At 62.0% G+C, this 15,510-nt stretch carries 15 protein-coding genes; 9 read left to right on the plus strand and 6 right to left on the minus strand.

Going from position 1 to position 15,510, the window contains the following annotated elements:
• Positions 1-46 precede the first annotated feature (46 nt).
• Together hslO and ACQ4WR_RS16860 are read right to left on the minus strand one after the other, a co-directional pair.
• Positions 47-1,027, minus strand: coding sequence for an Hsp33 family molecular chaperone HslO (hslO, locus tag ACQ4WR_RS16855; RefSeq protein WP_436488600.1), 981 nt, complete (start codon positions 1,025-1,027; stop codon positions 47-49).
• A gap of 4 nt (positions 1,028-1,031) precedes the next feature.
• Positions 1,032-1,556: a gamma carbonic anhydrase family protein gene (locus tag ACQ4WR_RS16860; RefSeq protein ID WP_102295291.1), complete on the minus strand. Its 525-nt coding sequence runs from the start codon at positions 1,554-1,556 to the stop codon at positions 1,032-1,034.
• Positions 1,557-1,762: 206 nt separating this feature from the next.
• On the opposite strand from ACQ4WR_RS16860, the gene ACQ4WR_RS16865 reads away from it, so the two are divergent.
• The 8 genes from ACQ4WR_RS16865 to bamC all read left to right on the plus strand — a co-directional run bounded on the left by ACQ4WR_RS16865 (position 1,763) and on the right by bamC (position 9,022).
• The gene (locus ACQ4WR_RS16865; RefSeq protein ID WP_102295356.1) at positions 1,763-2,641 is read left to right on the plus strand and encodes an alpha/beta fold hydrolase; all 879 of its coding nucleotides are present in this window, start codon (positions 1,763-1,765) and stop codon (positions 2,639-2,641) included.
• Positions 2,642-2,744: 103 nt separating this feature from the next.
• Entirely contained in the window at positions 2,745-3,578 is an 834-nt protein-coding gene (locus ACQ4WR_RS16870; RefSeq protein WP_102295292.1) for a 3',5'-nucleoside bisphosphate phosphatase, read from the plus strand.
• A gap of 212 nt (positions 3,579-3,790) precedes the next feature.
• A complete protein-coding gene (gene htpX, locus ACQ4WR_RS16875) occupies positions 3,791-4,675 on the plus strand; it encodes a protease HtpX (protein WP_436488603.1) in 885 nt (294 codons plus the stop codon).
• Between the two features lie 34 nt (positions 4,676-4,709).
• Positions 4,710-5,333 carry an L-threonylcarbamoyladenylate synthase gene (locus ACQ4WR_RS16880; RefSeq protein ID WP_102295296.1) on the plus strand — a complete coding sequence of 208 codons (624 nt, stop codon included), beginning with the start codon at positions 4,710-4,712 and terminating at the stop codon, positions 5,331-5,333.
• A gap of 161 nt (positions 5,334-5,494) precedes the next feature.
• Positions 5,495-6,175: a site-2 protease family protein gene (locus tag ACQ4WR_RS16885; RefSeq protein ID WP_102295297.1), complete on the plus strand. Its 681-nt coding sequence runs from the start codon at positions 5,495-5,497 to the stop codon at positions 6,173-6,175.
• A gap of 36 nt (positions 6,176-6,211) precedes the next feature.
• On the plus strand, positions 6,212-6,784 hold the full coding sequence (locus tag ACQ4WR_RS16890; RefSeq protein ID WP_436488606.1) for a class I SAM-dependent methyltransferase: 573 nt from the start codon (positions 6,212-6,214) through the stop codon (positions 6,782-6,784).
• An 83-nt stretch (positions 6,785-6,867) separates the two neighbouring features.
• On the plus strand, positions 6,868-7,746 hold the full coding sequence (gene dapA, locus ACQ4WR_RS16895; RefSeq protein WP_102295300.1) for a 4-hydroxy-tetrahydrodipicolinate synthase: 879 nt from the start codon (positions 6,868-6,870) through the stop codon (positions 7,744-7,746).
• 82 nt (positions 7,747-7,828) lie between these two features.
• The gene (gene bamC, locus ACQ4WR_RS16900; protein ID WP_436488608.1) at positions 7,829-9,022 is read left to right on the plus strand and encodes an NlpB/DapX family lipoprotein; all 1,194 of its coding nucleotides are present in this window, start codon (positions 7,829-7,831) and stop codon (positions 9,020-9,022) included.
• Between the two features lie 170 nt (positions 9,023-9,192).
• Here the strand turns inward: bamC and ACQ4WR_RS16905 are convergent, their stop codons facing one another.
• On the minus strand, positions 9,193-9,447 hold the full coding sequence (locus ACQ4WR_RS16905; RefSeq protein WP_034783358.1) for a hypothetical protein: 255 nt from the start codon (positions 9,445-9,447) through the stop codon (positions 9,193-9,195).
• 353 nt (positions 9,448-9,800) lie between these two features.
• Positions 9,801-10,922: a cupin domain-containing protein gene (locus ACQ4WR_RS16910; RefSeq protein WP_102295304.1), complete on the minus strand. Its 1,122-nt coding sequence runs from the start codon at positions 10,920-10,922 to the stop codon at positions 9,801-9,803.
• Between the two features lie 93 nt (positions 10,923-11,015).
• Here ACQ4WR_RS16910 and ACQ4WR_RS16915 point away from each other — a divergent pair, with 93 nt between their 5' ends.
• On the plus strand, positions 11,016-11,564 hold the full coding sequence (locus tag ACQ4WR_RS16915) for an FKBP-type peptidyl-prolyl cis-trans isomerase (RefSeq protein ID WP_102295305.1): 549 nt from the start codon (positions 11,016-11,018) through the stop codon (positions 11,562-11,564).
• 190 nt (positions 11,565-11,754) lie between these two features.
• Here the strand turns inward: ACQ4WR_RS16915 and ACQ4WR_RS16920 are convergent, their stop codons facing one another.
• Entirely contained in the window at positions 11,755-12,792 is a 1,038-nt protein-coding gene (locus ACQ4WR_RS16920; RefSeq protein WP_436488610.1) for a hypothetical protein, read from the minus strand.
• On the minus strand, positions 12,789-15,482 hold the full coding sequence (mutS, locus tag ACQ4WR_RS16925; protein WP_436488612.1) for a DNA mismatch repair protein MutS: 2,694 nt from the start codon (positions 15,480-15,482) through the stop codon (positions 12,789-12,791). Before mutS ends, ACQ4WR_RS16920 begins: the two co-directional genes overlap by 4 nt.
• Between the last annotated feature and the right edge of the window lie 28 nt (positions 15,483-15,510).

Consider the following 15,510-nt stretch of genomic DNA (forward strand, 5'->3'; position numbering starts at 1 on the left):
GGGCGGCGCGGTCGATGCATGACGAAACTGTAATGCTGGGTCGAGCTTAATTGATGCTGGCTGCGGGCGGTATTAACACTTCAGCTGGCGCATCCGTGATGAAAAGCTGCGCGCAATCGACCTTGTCGAACTCGTAGTGCTGGCCGCAGAAATCGCAGTTCACGCCCACTTGTCCCACTTCTTCCAGAGTGCTGTTGACTTCCTCCTCGCCCAGCATCTTGAGCATATTGCCCACTTTTTCACGCGTGCAGGTGCAGTGGAAGCTCGGGTGCAGCGGGTCGAAGACGCGAATCGTTTCTTCCCAGAACAGGCGCTGCATCAGGGTGTCGATATCGGTGGCGAGGATTTCTTCCTCTTTCAAGGTCGATGCCAGCATCACGGCGCGGTTCCACGTATCGAGTGCGTCTTCTTCCGAAACGGGCGTCGCTTCGGCCTTGCCGCCATGGTGCGGCAGCTTTTGCAGCAGCAGGCCGCGCGAGACGCTGTCGTCCGTGGCCAGCCACAGGCGCGTGTCGAGCTGTTCCGAGCGCAACATGTAGTTTTCGATGACGGTGGCCATGTCGTCGCCGTCCAGCGGCACGATGCCCTGGTATGGCTGCTGGCCTGGCACCTTGTCGGCCGGGTCCAGGGTGATGATGAAGCGGCCCTTGCCCGTGGCGTTGAGCAATTGCGGCACGGTGGCCACGTCGGGGATGGTGGCGTCCGGATCCAGTTTGGCGGTGGCGCGCAGGCGCAGGTCGGAATCGCACTCGACCACCATCAGGCGCACGGGACCGTCACCGTGGATCTGCATGATGATGGAGCCGTTGAATTTCAGGTTGGCCGACAGCAGGGCGGCGGCAGCCACCATTTCGCCCAGCACTTTTTTCACGGCCAGCGGGTAGGCGTGGCGCGACACCACTTCCTGCCAGGTGTGGGACACGTCGATGAACTGGCCGCGCACGGCGGCGTTGTCGAAAATAAATTTTTGCAGGGTATCCTGGCCGGTGGCGGCAGCGCTGACGGCGCCCGTGGTTTCAGTCGTCATACTTTTATCCAATCTTCTTGAGTTGCGTATTAAATAGCTGGCCGCGTTGTACATAATTGACGGCGTTGCCTTGTAGCCTGGTGATATCGTCTGCCGTCAGGGCCCGCACGGCTTTTGCCGGTGAGCCGAGGATCAGCATATTGTCGGGAAATTCCTTGCCTTCCGTGACCAGCGCACCCGCGCCGACCAGGCAGTTCCTGCCGATCTTCGCGCCATTCAGGATCACCGCCTGGATGCCGATGAGGGCGCCGTCGCCTATCGTGCAGCCATGCAGCATCGCCTGGTGGCCGATGGTCACGTTCGCGCCGATGTCGAGCGGGTAGCCGGGGTCCGTGTGCAGCACGGCGCCTTCCTGCACGTTGCTGTTGGCGCCCACGGTGATGCGTTCGTTGTCGCCGCGAATGGTGGCGCCGAACCACACCGAGCTGTTCGCTTCCAGGGTCACCTTGCCGATCACGTTGGCCGTGTCGGCAACAAAAGCGGAAGCATCAATCTGCGGCGCATCGGCGCCCAATTGGTAGAGTGTCATCGTTAGCCTGTGGCGGTGGTGGAAGCGCCGGGCATGGCCGGACGCGGAAGTTTTGCGCTATTTTACGCTGTTGCAGGACAAGTCCGAACGCCGGCCATCTATCCGGTATAATTATAGAACGGTCGTACTTTTATATCCGCACTATCTACAGACACAGCATGTGGCGCCATCCGCGCCACTTTCAAGGCAGGCATCCGATGAAAAACATGAAACTTTCCCGTTCCGAATTCATCAACATCCGCGGCGCGCGCACCCACGTGCGCCACTGGGGCCGCGAAGGCGCGCCCATCCTGTTCATGCTGCACGGCTGGATGGACGTGGCCGCCTCGTTCCAGTTCGTTGTCGACGAGTTGCAAGGCGACTGGCACGTAATCGCGCCCGACTGGCGCGGCTTTGGCCTGAGCGACTACACGCAATCGGACACCTACTGGTTCCCCGACTACCTGGCCGACCTGGACGCCATGCTGCTGCATTACTCGCCGGACGCTCCCGTCAATCTGCTGGGGCACAGCATGGGCGCCAACGTGGCCGGCCTGTACGCGGGCGTGCGCCCGCAGCGCATCAGCCGCTTCATCAACCTGGAAGGCTTCGGCATGATGGCAAGCAAGCCTGAGCAGGCGCCGGGCCGCTATGCCAAGTGGCTCGATGAATTGCGCGAACCGCCGCAGATGCGCAGCTATCCCACGCAGCGCGCCGTGGCCGAGCGCCTGCAAAAGACCAATCCGCGCCTGCCGGACGAGCGTGCGGCGTTTCTCGCCGAACACTGGTCGGCGCAGAACGAGGCGGGCGAGTGGGACATCATGGGCGACCCGCAGCACAAGAGGGTCAATCCCATCCTGTACCAGGTGGAAGAAGTGATGGCGTGCTGGCGCCGCATCACGGCACCCGTGCTGTGGGTGGAGGCCGATGACACGAATATGTGGCAATGGATGGGGCCGAAGGAAGAGGCGCGTATCGAGATCGACCGCCGTTTGGCCTGCATCAAGGATGTGCGTTGCGAAATGCTGCTGGACGCAGGCCATATGCTGCACCACGACCAGCCGGTCGCACTGGCGCGCCTGGTGGAAGCGTTCCTGGCGGCGTAGCTGCGCAGGCGCTACTGTGTCGCTAACGCGACTTCCTCATTTGACAAGCAGCGTACAATGAAAACTTCTTCCATGCTGAGCCCGTGCAGGGTATTGTTTTTGTATGCTTAAAGTTGACCTGCATTGTCATTCGAATATCTCCGACGGCGTATTGTCGCCTGCCGCCGTGGCCGCGCACGCGCGCAAGGCTGGCGTCGACGTGTGGGCGCTGACCGACCACGATGAAGTATCGGGCATCGCCGCCGCGCGCGCGGCCGCGCTGGACCTGGGCATGCGTTTCGTGGCCGGCGTGGAAATTTCCATCACCTGGGCCGGTGAAACCGTGCACATCGTCGGCTTGCAAGTCGATGAAAACAATCCGGGCCTGGTGCAGGGCTTGCAGCAGACGCGTTCCGGGCGCGATGCGCGCGGCCGCGAAATCGCCCGCCAGCTGGACCTGGCCGGCATTCCCGGCGCCTATGAAGGCGCGCTGAAATTCGTCGGCAACCCGGACCTGATGTCGCGCACGCACTTCGCCCGCTACATCGTGGAAACGGGCAAATGCGCGAACATCCCCGACGTGTTCAAGAAATACCTGTCTGATGGCAAGCCTGGCTACGTCGAACACCGCTGGGCCACCCTGGCAGACGCGGTCGGCTGGATACGCGGCGCGGGCGGCGTGGCTGTCATCGCCCATCCGGGCCGCTACCGCTTCAGCTACACGGCGCAAGGCGTGCTGTTCGATGAATTCAAGCAACTCGGCGGCGTGGCCATCGAAGTCGTCACGGGCAGCCACAGCCCCGACCAGTATCCGGAATACGCGCGCCTGGCGAACGATTACGGTTTCCTCGCCTCGCGCGGCACGGACTTCCACGCACCGGGCGAATCGCGCGTGGATTTTGCCATGCTGCCGCCTTTGCCGTCGAATGTCACCCCGATCTGGCACGACTGGTTTTAGCTGGTAGTCAGGCAAATCTGTTGCGCGGCGCCACTTGCGGCTGGCGATGCCCGCTGTGCTTTGGCCCGGCTCCGTTTCCCGGCCACCATTGACTGCCGCTCGCGACGATTTTCTCAGGCATTCAGCGCAGTACGCGCGCGGGCATTGAAAATGCGTCACCTCGCACTTATCTTTTAGTTATTGTTATTCCTCTTCATCCGGAGCCAACGCCCATGAAACGTATCGTCCTTTTTATTGCAACCAACCTGGCCGTGATGCTGGTGCTGTCGCTCGTGCTCAGTTTGCTGGGCGTGGGCAATCCGGCGCGCGGCAGTACCCTGAACCTGGGCAGCCTGCTGGTGTTTTCGCTGGTGGTGGGCTTCACGGGTTCGATCTTTTCCCTGTTGATCAGCAAACCGATGGCCAAGTGGAGCACCGGCGCGCGCGTGATCGACAACCCGACCTCGTCCACCGAACTGTGGCTGGTCAATACCGTGCGTGCGCTGTCCGAGCGGGCCGGCATCGGCATGCCGGAAGTGGCCGTCTACGAGGGTGACGCGAACGCCTTTGCCACGGGCGCGTTCAAGAATTCGGCGCTGGTGGCCGTCTCGACGGGCCTGCTGCAAAGCATGAACCGCGATGAAGTCGAAGCCGTGCTGGGCCATGAAATCGCCCACGTCGCCAATGGCGACATGGTAACGCTCACCCTGATCCAGGGCGTGGTGAATACCTTTGTCGTCTTCATGGCGCGCGTCGTGGGCTTCTTTGTCGATAATATGCTGATGAAAAATAATAACCGCGAAGGCGGCGGGCGCGGCATCGGCTATTTTGTCACCGTCATGGTGTGCGAAGTGATCTTCGGCTTGCTCGCTTCCATCATCGTCGCCTGGTTCTCGCGCCAGCGCGAATTCCGCGCCGACGCCGGTTCGGCCAAGCTGCTGGGCAGCCCGACGCCGATGATGCATGCGCTGGCCCGCCTGGGCGGCGTGCAGCCGGGCGAGCTGCCGCAATCGATGCAGGCGCTGGGCATCAGCGGCGGCAATGGCGGCTGGGGCGCGCTGTTCGCCACCCATCCGCCGATCGAGCAGCGCATCGCTGCCCTGCGCGGCGTGCAATAATGATAACTGTCTCAATATGAAGAACGTGTAAACCATGAGTCAATTTTTCCAGATTCACCCTGACAATCCGCAATTGCGCCTGATCAAGCAGGCGGCGCAGATCATCCAGTCCGGCGGCGTGGTGGCCTTGCCCACCGATTCCTGCTACGCATTGGTGTGCCAGCTGGACGACAAGGGCGCCGTCGAGCGCTTGCGCCGCATCCGTGGCGTGGATGAGAAGCATCATTTGACCCTGCTGTGCCGCGACTTGAGCGAGCTGGGCGTGTACGCGCGCGTCGACAACCGCCAGTTCCGCCTGCTCAAGGCGGCCACGCCGGGTGCCTATACGTTCATCCTGGAAGCGACCAAGGAAGTGCCGCGCCGCCTCAGCCACCCGTCGCGCAAGACCATCGGCCTGCGCGTGCCGCAGCACCGCATCGTGCAATGTTTGCTGGAAGAACTGGGCCAGCCCCTGCTGGGCGCCACCTTGACCCTGCCCGGCGACGAAGACAGCCTGACGGATGCGGACACCATCCGCGAGCGGCTGGAAAAGCTGGTCGACCTGATCATCGATGGCGGCGTCTGCGCGCACGGTCCCAGTACCGTGATCGACCTGACGGGGCCGGAGCCGGAAGTGGTGCGCGTGGGCCGCGGCGACCCGGCCGTGCTGGGCCTGTAGGCGGCATGGCGGGGCGGGTGCCGCCGCCGTTTTTAGCTGTCGTGATAGCGTGTGCCGGTAGCGCAATGCGGCTGCGGCAGGCAAAAGATGCTGGCTGCCGCAATGGGGTCTTAATGGCAACATAAGCAAGGACAGCGGGTGCCTCTGTTAAAATCGGCGCCATGAATGATATCAATGTGACGGTCCAGACGGTCGCGGTGTATCTGGTGCCCGTGCTGTTTGCCATTTCCCTGCATGAAGCGGCGCATGGCTACGCAGCCCGGTATTTTGGCGACCCGACGGCCTCGAACGAGGGGCGGCTGAGCCTCAATCCCATCCGGCATATCGATCTTTTCGGCACCATCCTGCTGCCCTTGACCCTGTATTGGGCCATCGGCGTGCCGTTCGGCTATGCCAAGCCGGTGCCGGTCGATTTCAGCCGCCTGCGCAAGCCGAAGGAGCAAATGGCCTGGGTGGCGCTGGCCGGGCCTATGGCCAACCTGGCCATGGCGTTTGGCTGGATGATGCTGCATGTCTTGCTGGGCGCGATGTCGCCAGGTTTTGCCATGCGCAATTATCTTGACGAGATGAGCCTGGCTGGCGTGGCCGTCAACGTCGTCATGTTCTGTTTTAATTTGATACCCGTGCCGCCCCTCGATGGCGGGCGTATCGTCGCCGGCCTGTTGCCCGGCAGCTTGTCCAGGAAGTACGCCAGCATCGACCGCTACACGCCGTTTGTCTTCGCGCTGCTGATCTTCCTTAGCTATAAGGGCTACCTGGGCCTGGCGTTGAGCGGGGTGCTGCAGCGGGCCGTGGAAATCCTGTACGCGATGACTTTGCCGCTGCGCATGCTGCTGGGCTGATACCGCCAAATACGACATTAACTGATGGAAGTACCGATGCAAGTAACTGAACACGTAGTAGACACTGACACGATTTCCGGCTGGGTGCGCCGTTGGGCGCCTTTGATCCCCGGTGGCGAGGTGCTGGACCTGGCTTGTGGCGCAGGCCGCCACGCGCGCCACCTGGTGACCCTGGGCCATCCCGTGATCGCGCTCGACCACGATCCGGAAATACTGGAAAAGGCGGCCGGCCCCGGCATCGTCACGTCGCTGGTGGACCTGGAGGCGCCGGGCGCCGTGTGGCCGTTCGCGGCGGGACGCTTTGCCGGCATCGTCGTCACCAACTATCTGCACCGCCCGCTGTTTGAAGCGATGATCGCCAGCCTGGCGCCCGATGGCGTGCTGCTGTACGAGACCTTTGCCGAAGGCAATGAGCAGTTCGGCAAGCCGTCGAACCCGGCATTCCTGCTCAAGGAGGGCGAGCTGCTGGCCATGGCGCTGGAACAGGGCTTGCGCGTCGTCGCGTATGAGGATGGCCGCGTGGAGCAGCCAAAAGCTGCTCTGGTGCAACGAATTTGTGCTGTCCGGCCAGATTTTCCACGGTTGGCAGCCTTGCTGCCGACGTTTTGAACGGGCTTTCCAAGTAGAATGCACCACAGGCGCGGGCTATCCGCTACAATCGTTGTTTTATTTATCGGCGCTATAAACTTACTATGATCAAGGGCAGCATTGTAGCAATCGTCACCCCGATGCACGCGGACGGCAGTCTGGACTTTCCAGGTCTGCGCAAGCTGATCGACTGGCATATCGCCGAGGGTACGGACGGCATCGTCATCGTTGGCACCACGGGCGAATCGGCAACTGTGAGCGTGGAAGAGCACTGCGAACTGATCCAGTTGACCGTCGAGCACGCCAAGGGACGCATTCCTATCATCGCCGGCGCCGGTGGCAATTCCACGGCCGAGGCCATCAAGCTGACGCGCTACGCGAAAGAAGCGGGTGCCGATGCTGTCTTGCAAGTGGTGCCGTACTACAACCGTCCTACCCAGGAAGGCATGTATCAGCACTTCAAGGCCATCGCCGAAGCCGTCGACATCCCCGTGATCCTGTACAACGTACCGGGCCGCACGGTTGCCGACATGAGCAACGAGACCATCGTGCGCCTGTCGGCCATCCCGAATATTGTTGGCGTGAAAGATGCAACGGGCAATATCGGCCGCGGCATCGACCTGCTGCGTTTGGTTCCAGCGGACTTCGCCGTGTACTCGGGCGACGATCCGACAGCCATGGCGCTGATGTTCTGCGGCGGCCACGGCAATATCTCCGTGACGGCCAACGTCGCGCCGCGCGCCATGCACGAACTGTGCGTGGCCGCCATGGCGGGCGAGCGTGCCACGGCTATCGCCATCAACAACAAAGTGTTCCCCCTGCACCAGAAATTGTTTGTCGAGCCCAACCCGGTGCCCGTCAAATGGGCGCTGGCAGAAATGGGCCTGATGCCTGCAGGCATACGCCTGCCACTGGTGCCGCTGGCTGAAAATTGCCACGCTACCGTGCGCGACGCCTTGCGCGACGCTGGTGTCCTGTCTTAAGGCCGGACTTTAAGCCCGGACTCGACCAGTCCGGACCCTCCCTGATTTCAGCTGCTACTTAGCTTCCTATCCCAGTTACGACATGACTAATTGCAAGAAAACCCAATCGGCGCCTGCCACCATCGCCGTCCGCGGCATCGTCATCGGCGCCGTCGCTGCCAGCCTCGCGGGCTGCGGCATGATCAGTTCGGTGGTCGGTGGCGACAAGGTCGACTACAAGTCGGTCAAGAAAGCCAGCACCCTGGACGTGCCGCCTGACCTGACGCAATTGCAGCAGGACAACCGCTACTCCTTGCCAGATTCGAAAAACGGCGTGGCCACGGCTTCCGGCTACAACGCCCAGCGCAGCGCTGCAGCGGGTGCGCCCGTTGTCGTGGGCGCCGATGGCGTGGTGGGCGTGGTGCCTGTCACGGCGGGCGGCGTCAAGGTCGAGCGCGCCGGCAACCAGCGCTGGCTGGTGGTCAAGCAGTCGCCTGAGGTGCTGTGGCCGCAATTGAAGCAGTTCTGGGAAGATGCGGGCTTCACCATCGCCATCGACCAGCCGACGGCTGGCATCATGGAAACCGAGTGGAACGAAAACCGCGCCAAGATCCCGCAAGATATCATTCGCAGCACCATCGGCAAGGTTTTCGACGGCCTGTATTCGAGCGGCGAAAAAGACAAATACCGCACCCGCGTGGAACGTCTGGCCGATGGTTCGACCGAGATCTACATCAGCCACCGCGGCGTGGAAGAGGTTGTCACGGGCCGCGACAAGGAAACCACCACCTGGACAGCGCGCCCCAACGATCCGGGCCTGGAAGCGCAATTCCTGGCCAAGCTGATGACGCGCCTGGGCGCTGCTGGCGACGAAGCGCAAGCCAAGACAGCTGTCGACGCCGCCATCGTGCAGCCGCAGCATGCCAAGCTGGTGGGCGATGCCGCCACGCCGGCGCGCGCCATCGAAGTCGATGAAGGTTTCGACCGCGCCTGGCGCCGTGTCGGCCTGGCGCTGGACCGCGTCGGCTTCACTGTGGAAGACCGCGACCGCACGCAGGGTACGTATTTCGTGCGCTACGTCGATCCGGACGCGGTCAAGAAAGACGGTTTCTTCTCGAAACTGTTCAGCTGGGGCTCGTCGTCGGACAAGGACAAGGAAGCGCAGCGCTACCGCGTCCTGGTCAAGGCCGGCAATGGTTCGACCAGCCTGGTCAGCATCCTCGGCAACGAAGGCCAGCCGGATACCTCGCCAGTGGCCGAGAAGATTCTGGGCTTGCTGAACGATCAGCTGAAATAACTACGGTGATCGCGGCAGGCATGAAAACCTGCTGCAGATTAAAAAAGGCTGCCCCGGTTTCCCGGGCCAGCCTTTTTTGTTGCCGACGTCCGGTGTTTATCCTGCGAATAAAACACCAGACGTAAAAAAGCCGGCCCGAAGGCCGGCTTTCTCTAGTGCAGGGTGCTAAATTACTTAGCAGCCGATGCAGCAGCCGAAGCAGCCGAAGCAGCGTCGGTAGCGGCCGAAGCGGCAGCCGAAGCAGCAGCAGCAGCGTCGGTAGCGGCCGAAGCAGCAGCGTCAGCAGCAGCAGCTGGAGCAGCTTCAACTGCTGGTGCTGGTGCTGGGGTTTCAACTACTGGTGCTGGTGCAGGAGCTTCTTCTTTTTTGCTGCAAGCAGCCAGAGCAACAACCATCAGGGAGGCGATCAGCAGGGATTTTTTCATTTGTTTTCCTTAATTATTTCAAAAATAAATCAACATTGTTGCGATGAATAATTACCGGTAATTATCGCTCGTTAGGTCGTCTTCGAAGGCTTTTCGTACCAGGTGGTGCCTGCCAGACAACGGAAACTTCCTAACCGAATATTATAGCGATTTTTGGTGCGTCGCAATAGGAGCAAGAGGCAAATTCGCAACTTTTTTGTGATATCGCAATAATTGCCGCAGCAAATTGCAAGCAAGTGTAAGTGTTTTGCGAAAGCGCGACAAAACGATATAAAAATAATATGTTTTATTGCGCTAGCGCAGATTCACAAACTCCCACTACGGTAAGACCACTTTTGTTGCGGCGCGCCTGCTTACGCCAATTCGATCCAGCCATCCTGATACCAGGTGTACAGCGCATCCATCACGTCATCCGAAGCCTTGGCGACGGCGGCACCATCGAGGGCGCGGTCGTTGGCCAGGGTTTCCAGGGTCGCTTTATCGGCCCTGCCAATGGCAAACGACTCGCCATTGATGAAGACATTCTTGCCACGATACAGCATCAAGGTCTTGCGTGACAACACGACACCTTTCTTTTGTGCGGCGTCCGTGAAGCGGCCCACCGTCAGCGGCTTGGACAGTGGCGTAAAGAATACGTTGTGCTTCGGTTCCGACAGGTGTTCGCCCAGGAAAATGGTGACGTCTTCTTCCGTGAAGCGCACCTTGTTCAGTTCTTCCGTGATGGTGCTGAGCATGTCGCGGGGGATTTCGGCCGGCTTGGCAGAGGCTTTCAAGTCAGGATCGCTGTAGATGCCTGGCAAGTCGATCGAATCGGCCATGAATTGCAAAAAGGCTTCGCCCAGTTCCTGGAACGATGGCGAACGGAAGCCGATCGAATAGGTCTGGCAGTCGCCGATGGCCACGCCGTCGTGCGCGTAGTGGGGCGGCAGGTACAGCATGTCGCCCGGTTCCAGCGTGAATTCCTCGTCCGGCGTGAAGTTGCTGAGGATTTTCAATGGCAAGCCGTCGATCAGGCTCAGGTCCTTCTGCGCGCCGATGCGCCAGTGGCGCTTGCCCTGGCCTTGCAGCAGGAACACGTCGTAGGAATCGAAATGCGGGCCCACACCGCCGCCATCGGTGGCGAAGCTGACCATCAGGTCATCCAGGCGGGCGTCTGGCAGGAAGCGGAACTGGCGCAGCAGCTCGTCGGCCTTGGCGCTGTGCAGGTTGGCGCCCTGCACCAGCAGGGTCCATTCCTTCTGTTTCGGGGAGGGCAGGCTGGTCAACGGACCTTGCTGCATATTCCAGTGGCCGTCGGCATGGCTGACCAGGCGCGATTCAACGTGGTCCAGCTTGGCCAGCTCGGCCAGCGCCTTGAAATCGAACAAGGCCTTGAAGCCGGGCACGGCCTGGCGGATCAGCAGGGGTTTTTTATGCCAGTAGTCGCGCAGGAATTGCGCTGGCGTGATATCGCCGAGGAGAGTTAATGTTTTCATGCGCCCATTATAACAACCGGAAATGCAGGAATGCGCCTGCCGTTGGCGGCGTGAAGGTATAATTTGCCAGCTTATACAATGAAAGGAAGCATAATGAAGATTGCCAAGAATACGGTCGTGACTGTCAACTACAAACTGTCAGACGCGCAAGACAATCTGATCGAAGACGGCCGCCAGCCGATGGTCTACCTGCATGGTGATTATGAAAACACCCTGCCAAAGATCGAAGAAGAGCTGGACGGCAAGGAAGTTGGCTATTCCAACACGATCCAGATCGAACCGGACGATGCTTTCGGTGAATACGATCCCGCCCTGGTCAAGGTAGAGCCGCGCAATCGCCTGCCTGAGCCGCTGGAAGTGGGCATGCAGTTCGAAGGCATGCCGGAAAGCGATTCGCCGGACGAAGAAGCGATGATCTTCACGGTCACCGATATCGCCGACGACAAAGTTGTTCTGGATGGCAACCATCCACTGGCCGGCATCGCGCTGCGCTTCTCGCTGACCGTCGCTGACGTGCGCGAAGCCACCGAAGAAGAAATCGCCCATGGCCACGTGCATGGCGCACACGGCCATGACCATGGCGACGATGAAGGTGACGAGGGCGAAGACGGCGATCACTTCCGTACTCACCCTATTCATTAACACCTGACCAAACCTGCTGCGCGCAGCGGGGCGCGGCCGGCGATGCTCACCGTACTCTAGTACGGTTGCGCTTCTCGGCCACGCCGCGCAGCTGCTCGCTACGGTTTTGTCAGGCGTCGTGACGTCTGTTGGGCGTGACGCTGCTTGAATGAAAACAGGCCGTCTACATGCCGGCCTGTTTGCTTATGCGCTAACGGCGCAAGGTCGACGCCCTGGCCCTGGCTTGCGCCGATGGCCGGGCTGCCCGTTGACGTACCTCAAACAAAGGCGTCTTGCCTGGCCGTACGGCGATGGCGGACCAGTCGTTGTCGATGCTGACGTGCCCCAGGTTGCCTTTCCAGCTGATTTTTGGCGCGCCTACCTTGGCGGCGGCCTTGCGGTTCCTGCTTTCCTTCCCCTCCGCCTCGTTGTCGCTGTGCGTATCGACCAGCAAGACCTTGCCGCTGAATTTCTTTGCCAGTGTGCGGATCTGCTTGCGCGGCCCCGCGAAGCCATCCTGTTTCGAGCTGAAGCTGGGCAGCAGCGAATTGTCGTCTTCGTCCAGCACGCCCACCTCGCCGTCGGAAAACAGCACGATGCCGTCGAGCTTCTTGCGCTGGGCCATGGCGAACAGGCGCTGCAGCCAGGAGCGGTTGGCCACCAGGCGGTCTTCGAATTCGCTGTTGCGGCCCGCTTCGGGCAGGAAATGGTTGTTGTTGGCCGGCAGATTCACGGTGGCAAACAGCACGCCGCCGTATTCCCAGTGCGCATTTTCCGCATAGCTGCGGAACTTCGCCGTCGATGACAGCCGCGACAAGGTCAGCTTGCGCTGGCCCAGGCTCTGGTCGTCGGCGAAATACACGTCACGCAGGCGGTTCAGGCGCTCGATGGCGTTGACCCTGCCGCGCGAATTGCGGCAATACGCCCAGTCGCTGGCCGACAGCGAGACGATCAGCGGCGGGCCGCTGGCGTCCAGCAAGTCCTTGCGCTGGCTGTACAGCTTGTCACTGCACGACTCGCTGGCGGCCTTGATGCCCGTTGCCACGACGAAGGCGGCATTGAAGGCGCTGGTCTCGGCGATCGCCTTTTTCAGTGGCGCATTGTCGGGCCCGTCCTTGAAGGAGTGGCCCAGCACGGCAAACTCGAAGCCTGCCTGGTCCGCCGGTGCGGCCTGTGCCGCTTGCCATGGCAGGCTGGCGGCCAGCAGGCCTGCCGCCAGCAGGCGCAGGGTGCTGCGCCGGATCGTCATGCGGCGGCCAGCCGTTTCAGCTGATACAACTGCTCCAGCGCATCGCGTGGCGTGAGCGCATCGGGATCGAGGTCGGCGATGGCGTCGAGCAAGGCTTGCTGCGCCGCGTTCAGCGCGGCCAGCGGCGCCGATGCTTCCTCTTCTTCCTCCTGCGCATACGGATCGGCCGATGGCAGCGCGAACAGGTCGCGCTGCGGCGTGGCGTCGAGCGCCTGCGCTTCCAGGCGCGCCAGGTGCTTGCGCGCCGCCTTGATCACCGGCTGAGGCACGCCAGCCAGTTGCGCCACCTGCAAGCCGTAGCTTTGCGAGGCGGGGCCAGCTTGCACGGCGTGCAGGAAGACGATGCTGTCCTTGTGCTCGACTGCCGACAGATGCACGTTGGCGGCGCTCGGGTGGCTGTCCGGCAATTGCGTGAGCTCAAAGTAGTGCGTGGCGAACAGGGTGAAGCTGCGGCTGGTATCGATCAGGTGGCGCGCGATGGCCCAGGCCAGGGCCAGGCCGTCGAAGGTCGAGGTGCCGCGGCCCACTTCATCCATCAGCACCAGCGAGTGCTCGGTGGCGCCGTTCAAAATCGCCGCCGATTCCGTCATTTCCACCATGAAGGTCGAGCGTCCGCCCGCCAGATCGTCGGTGGCGCCGATACGCGTGAAGATGCGGTCGATGGGGCCGATGGTGGCGGACGCGGCCGGCACGTAGCTGCCCACGTAGGCCAGCAGGGTGATCAGCGCCACCTGGCGCATGAAGGTCGATTTACCGCCCATGTTCGGACCGGTAATCAGCAGCAGGCGGCGCTTGTTGACGAAGCGGCAATCGTTGGCGATGAAGCGTTCGATCTGCTTTTCCACCACCGGGTGGCGGCCTTCGACGATGTTGATGCACGGCTCGTCGACCAGTTGCGGCGCGGCCCAGTTGTGCTGCTGCGCATGTTCTGTCAGCGCATTCAGAGTATCGAGCTGGGCCAGGCCCTGCGCAATGGTCTGCAAGGTGCCGATGTGCGGCGCCAGGTCGGCCAGCAGCAGGTCGTACAGCAGCTTTTCGCGCACCAGGGCCTTGTCTTGCGCCGACAGGGCCTTGTCTTCGAAGACCTTGAGTTCCGGCGTGATGTAGCGCTCGGCGTTTTTCAGGGTCTGGCGGCGGCGATAGTCGTCCGGCACCTTGTCCGTCTGGCCGTGCGTCACTTCAATGTAGAAGCCGTGCACCTTGTTGTATTCCACGCGCAGGTTGGCGATGCCGGTGCGCGCCCGTTCGCGCGTTTCCAGGTCGAGCAGGAACTGGCCCGCGTTTTCCGACAGCGCGCGCAATTCGTCGAGTTCCGCATCGAAGCCGGTGGCAAACACGCCGCCGTCGCGCACCATCGCGGCCGGTTCCTGCGCCACGGCGCGTACCAGCAAGTCCAGGCAGGCGGTCGGTGTTGACAGGGCCGCGTGGATGGCAGCAAGTAAACCGGTTTCGCCGCCCTGGCCAGGTCCGTAACAGCGCACGACGTCGCCGCGCAAGGCCGGCAGTTGCAGCAAGCCGTCGCGCAGGGCGGCCAGGTCGCGCGGACGCGCCGACAGCAGCGCGATGCGCGTGGTGATGCGTTCGATATCGGGCACTTGCGCCAGGGTGGCAGCCAATGGTCCCGCCGCTTCGCTTTGCGCCAGCGCGGCGATGGCTTCATGGCGCGCGCGCGCCACGTTCTGGTCGCGCCGCGCGTGGTGCAGCCAGTGGCGCAGCATGCGCGAACCCATGGCGGTGCGGCAATGGTCGAGCAGAGAGAACAAGGTCGGCGATTCCTGGCCGCGGATGGTTTCCGTCAGCTCCAGGTTGCGCCGCGTGGCCGCGTCCAGGCCGATGAATTCGCTTTCCGTTTCCGTCGTCAATGAACGCACGTGCTGCAGGCCGCGCCCCTGCGTCGATTGCGCATAGCGCAGCAGCGCGCCGGCCGCGCCGAACGCTGCGCCGAGGCCATCGGCGCCAAAGCCCGTCAAGGTCGCCACGCCCAGTTGATCGAGCAGGGCCTTGTGGCCGCCGACCACGTCGAAATGCCAGTCTGGTACGCGGTTGATGTGCGTGCCCGCGTAATCGTCGAACAGGTTGCCATTGTCGCCGCTCAAGATTTCCGCCGGCACGATGCGTTCCAGTTCCTGCTGCAAGCGCACGGCCACGGTGGCGCTGTCGCCGGAAAACTCCATCAGCTTCAAGGCGCCGCTGGCCAGCGACAGCCAGGCCAGGCCCGTGGTGACCGTCTTGCGCTGCGTGATGCTGCACATGGCCAGCAGCGGGCGCTCGGCCTTCTCTGGCAGCAAGTCCGCATCCGTCAGGGTGCCGGGCGTGACCACGCGCATGACCTTGCGTTCGACGGGCCCCTTGCTGGTGGCCGGGTCGCCGATCTGCTCGCAGATGGCCACCGACTCGCCCAGCTTGACCAGCTTGGCCAGATAGCCATCGAGCGAATGAAACGGCACGCCGCACATTTTAATCGGGTTGCCACTGGCCACGCCGCGCGCCGTCAGGGTAATGCCCAGCAGGCGCGAGGCTTTTTCCGCGTCCTCGAAAAACAGCTCGTAGAAATCGCCCATGCGGTAGAAGACCAGCATCGTCGGGTGGTTTTCCTTGATGCCCATATATTGCTGCATCATCGGCGTGAGCTTTTCAGCCGAATTCTTCTTTGCCGCGGCGGCGTTGATTTCTTTTGGGACGGTGGTCATGTGTTCTTTGTCGTTGGTCCGGCGGCAG

The sequence above is a fragment of the Janthinobacterium amylolyticum genome (genome assembly GCF_051380655.1).
Lineage (GTDB): Bacteria > Pseudomonadota > Gammaproteobacteria > Burkholderiales > Burkholderiaceae_D > Janthinobacterium.

Coding starts and splice junctions, on each gene's coding strand:
- ACQ4WR_RS16905 (WP_034783358.1), bottom strand. CDS start 9,447: ATGAAAAAATCCCTGCTGATCGCCTCCCTGATGGTTGTTGCTCTGGCT.
- hslO (WP_436488600.1), bottom strand. CDS start 1,027: ATGACGACTGAAACCACGGGCGCCGTCAGCGCTGCCGCCACCGGCCAG.
- ACQ4WR_RS16915 (WP_102295305.1), top strand. CDS start 11,016: ATGAAGATTGCCAAGAATACGGTCGTGACTGTCAACTACAAACTGTCA.
- ACQ4WR_RS16910 (WP_102295304.1), bottom strand. CDS start 10,922: ATGAAAACATTAACTCTCCTCGGCGATATCACGCCAGCGCAATTCCTG.
- ACQ4WR_RS16865 (WP_102295356.1), top strand. CDS start 1,763: ATGAAACTTTCCCGTTCCGAATTCATCAACATCCGCGGCGCGCGCACC.
- ACQ4WR_RS16920 (WP_436488610.1), bottom strand. CDS start 12,792: ATGACGATCCGGCGCAGCACCCTGCGCCTGCTGGCGGCAGGCCTGCTG.
- ACQ4WR_RS16860 (WP_102295291.1), bottom strand. CDS start 1,556: ATGACACTCTACCAATTGGGCGCCGATGCGCCGCAGATTGATGCTTCC.
- ACQ4WR_RS16890 (WP_436488606.1), top strand. CDS start 6,212: ATGCAAGTAACTGAACACGTAGTAGACACTGACACGATTTCCGGCTGG.
- htpX (WP_436488603.1), top strand. CDS start 3,791: ATGAAACGTATCGTCCTTTTTATTGCAACCAACCTGGCCGTGATGCTG.
- ACQ4WR_RS16885 (WP_102295297.1), top strand. CDS start 5,495: ATGAATGATATCAATGTGACGGTCCAGACGGTCGCGGTGTATCTGGTG.
- ACQ4WR_RS16870 (WP_102295292.1), top strand. CDS start 2,745: ATGCTTAAAGTTGACCTGCATTGTCATTCGAATATCTCCGACGGCGTA.
- ACQ4WR_RS16880 (WP_102295296.1), top strand. CDS start 4,710: ATGAGTCAATTTTTCCAGATTCACCCTGACAATCCGCAATTGCGCCTG.
- dapA (WP_102295300.1), top strand. CDS start 6,868: ATGATCAAGGGCAGCATTGTAGCAATCGTCACCCCGATGCACGCGGAC.
- bamC (WP_436488608.1), top strand. CDS start 7,829: ATGACTAATTGCAAGAAAACCCAATCGGCGCCTGCCACCATCGCCGTC.
- mutS (WP_436488612.1), bottom strand. CDS start 15,482: ATGACCACCGTCCCAAAAGAAATCAACGCCGCCGCGGCAAAGAAGAAT.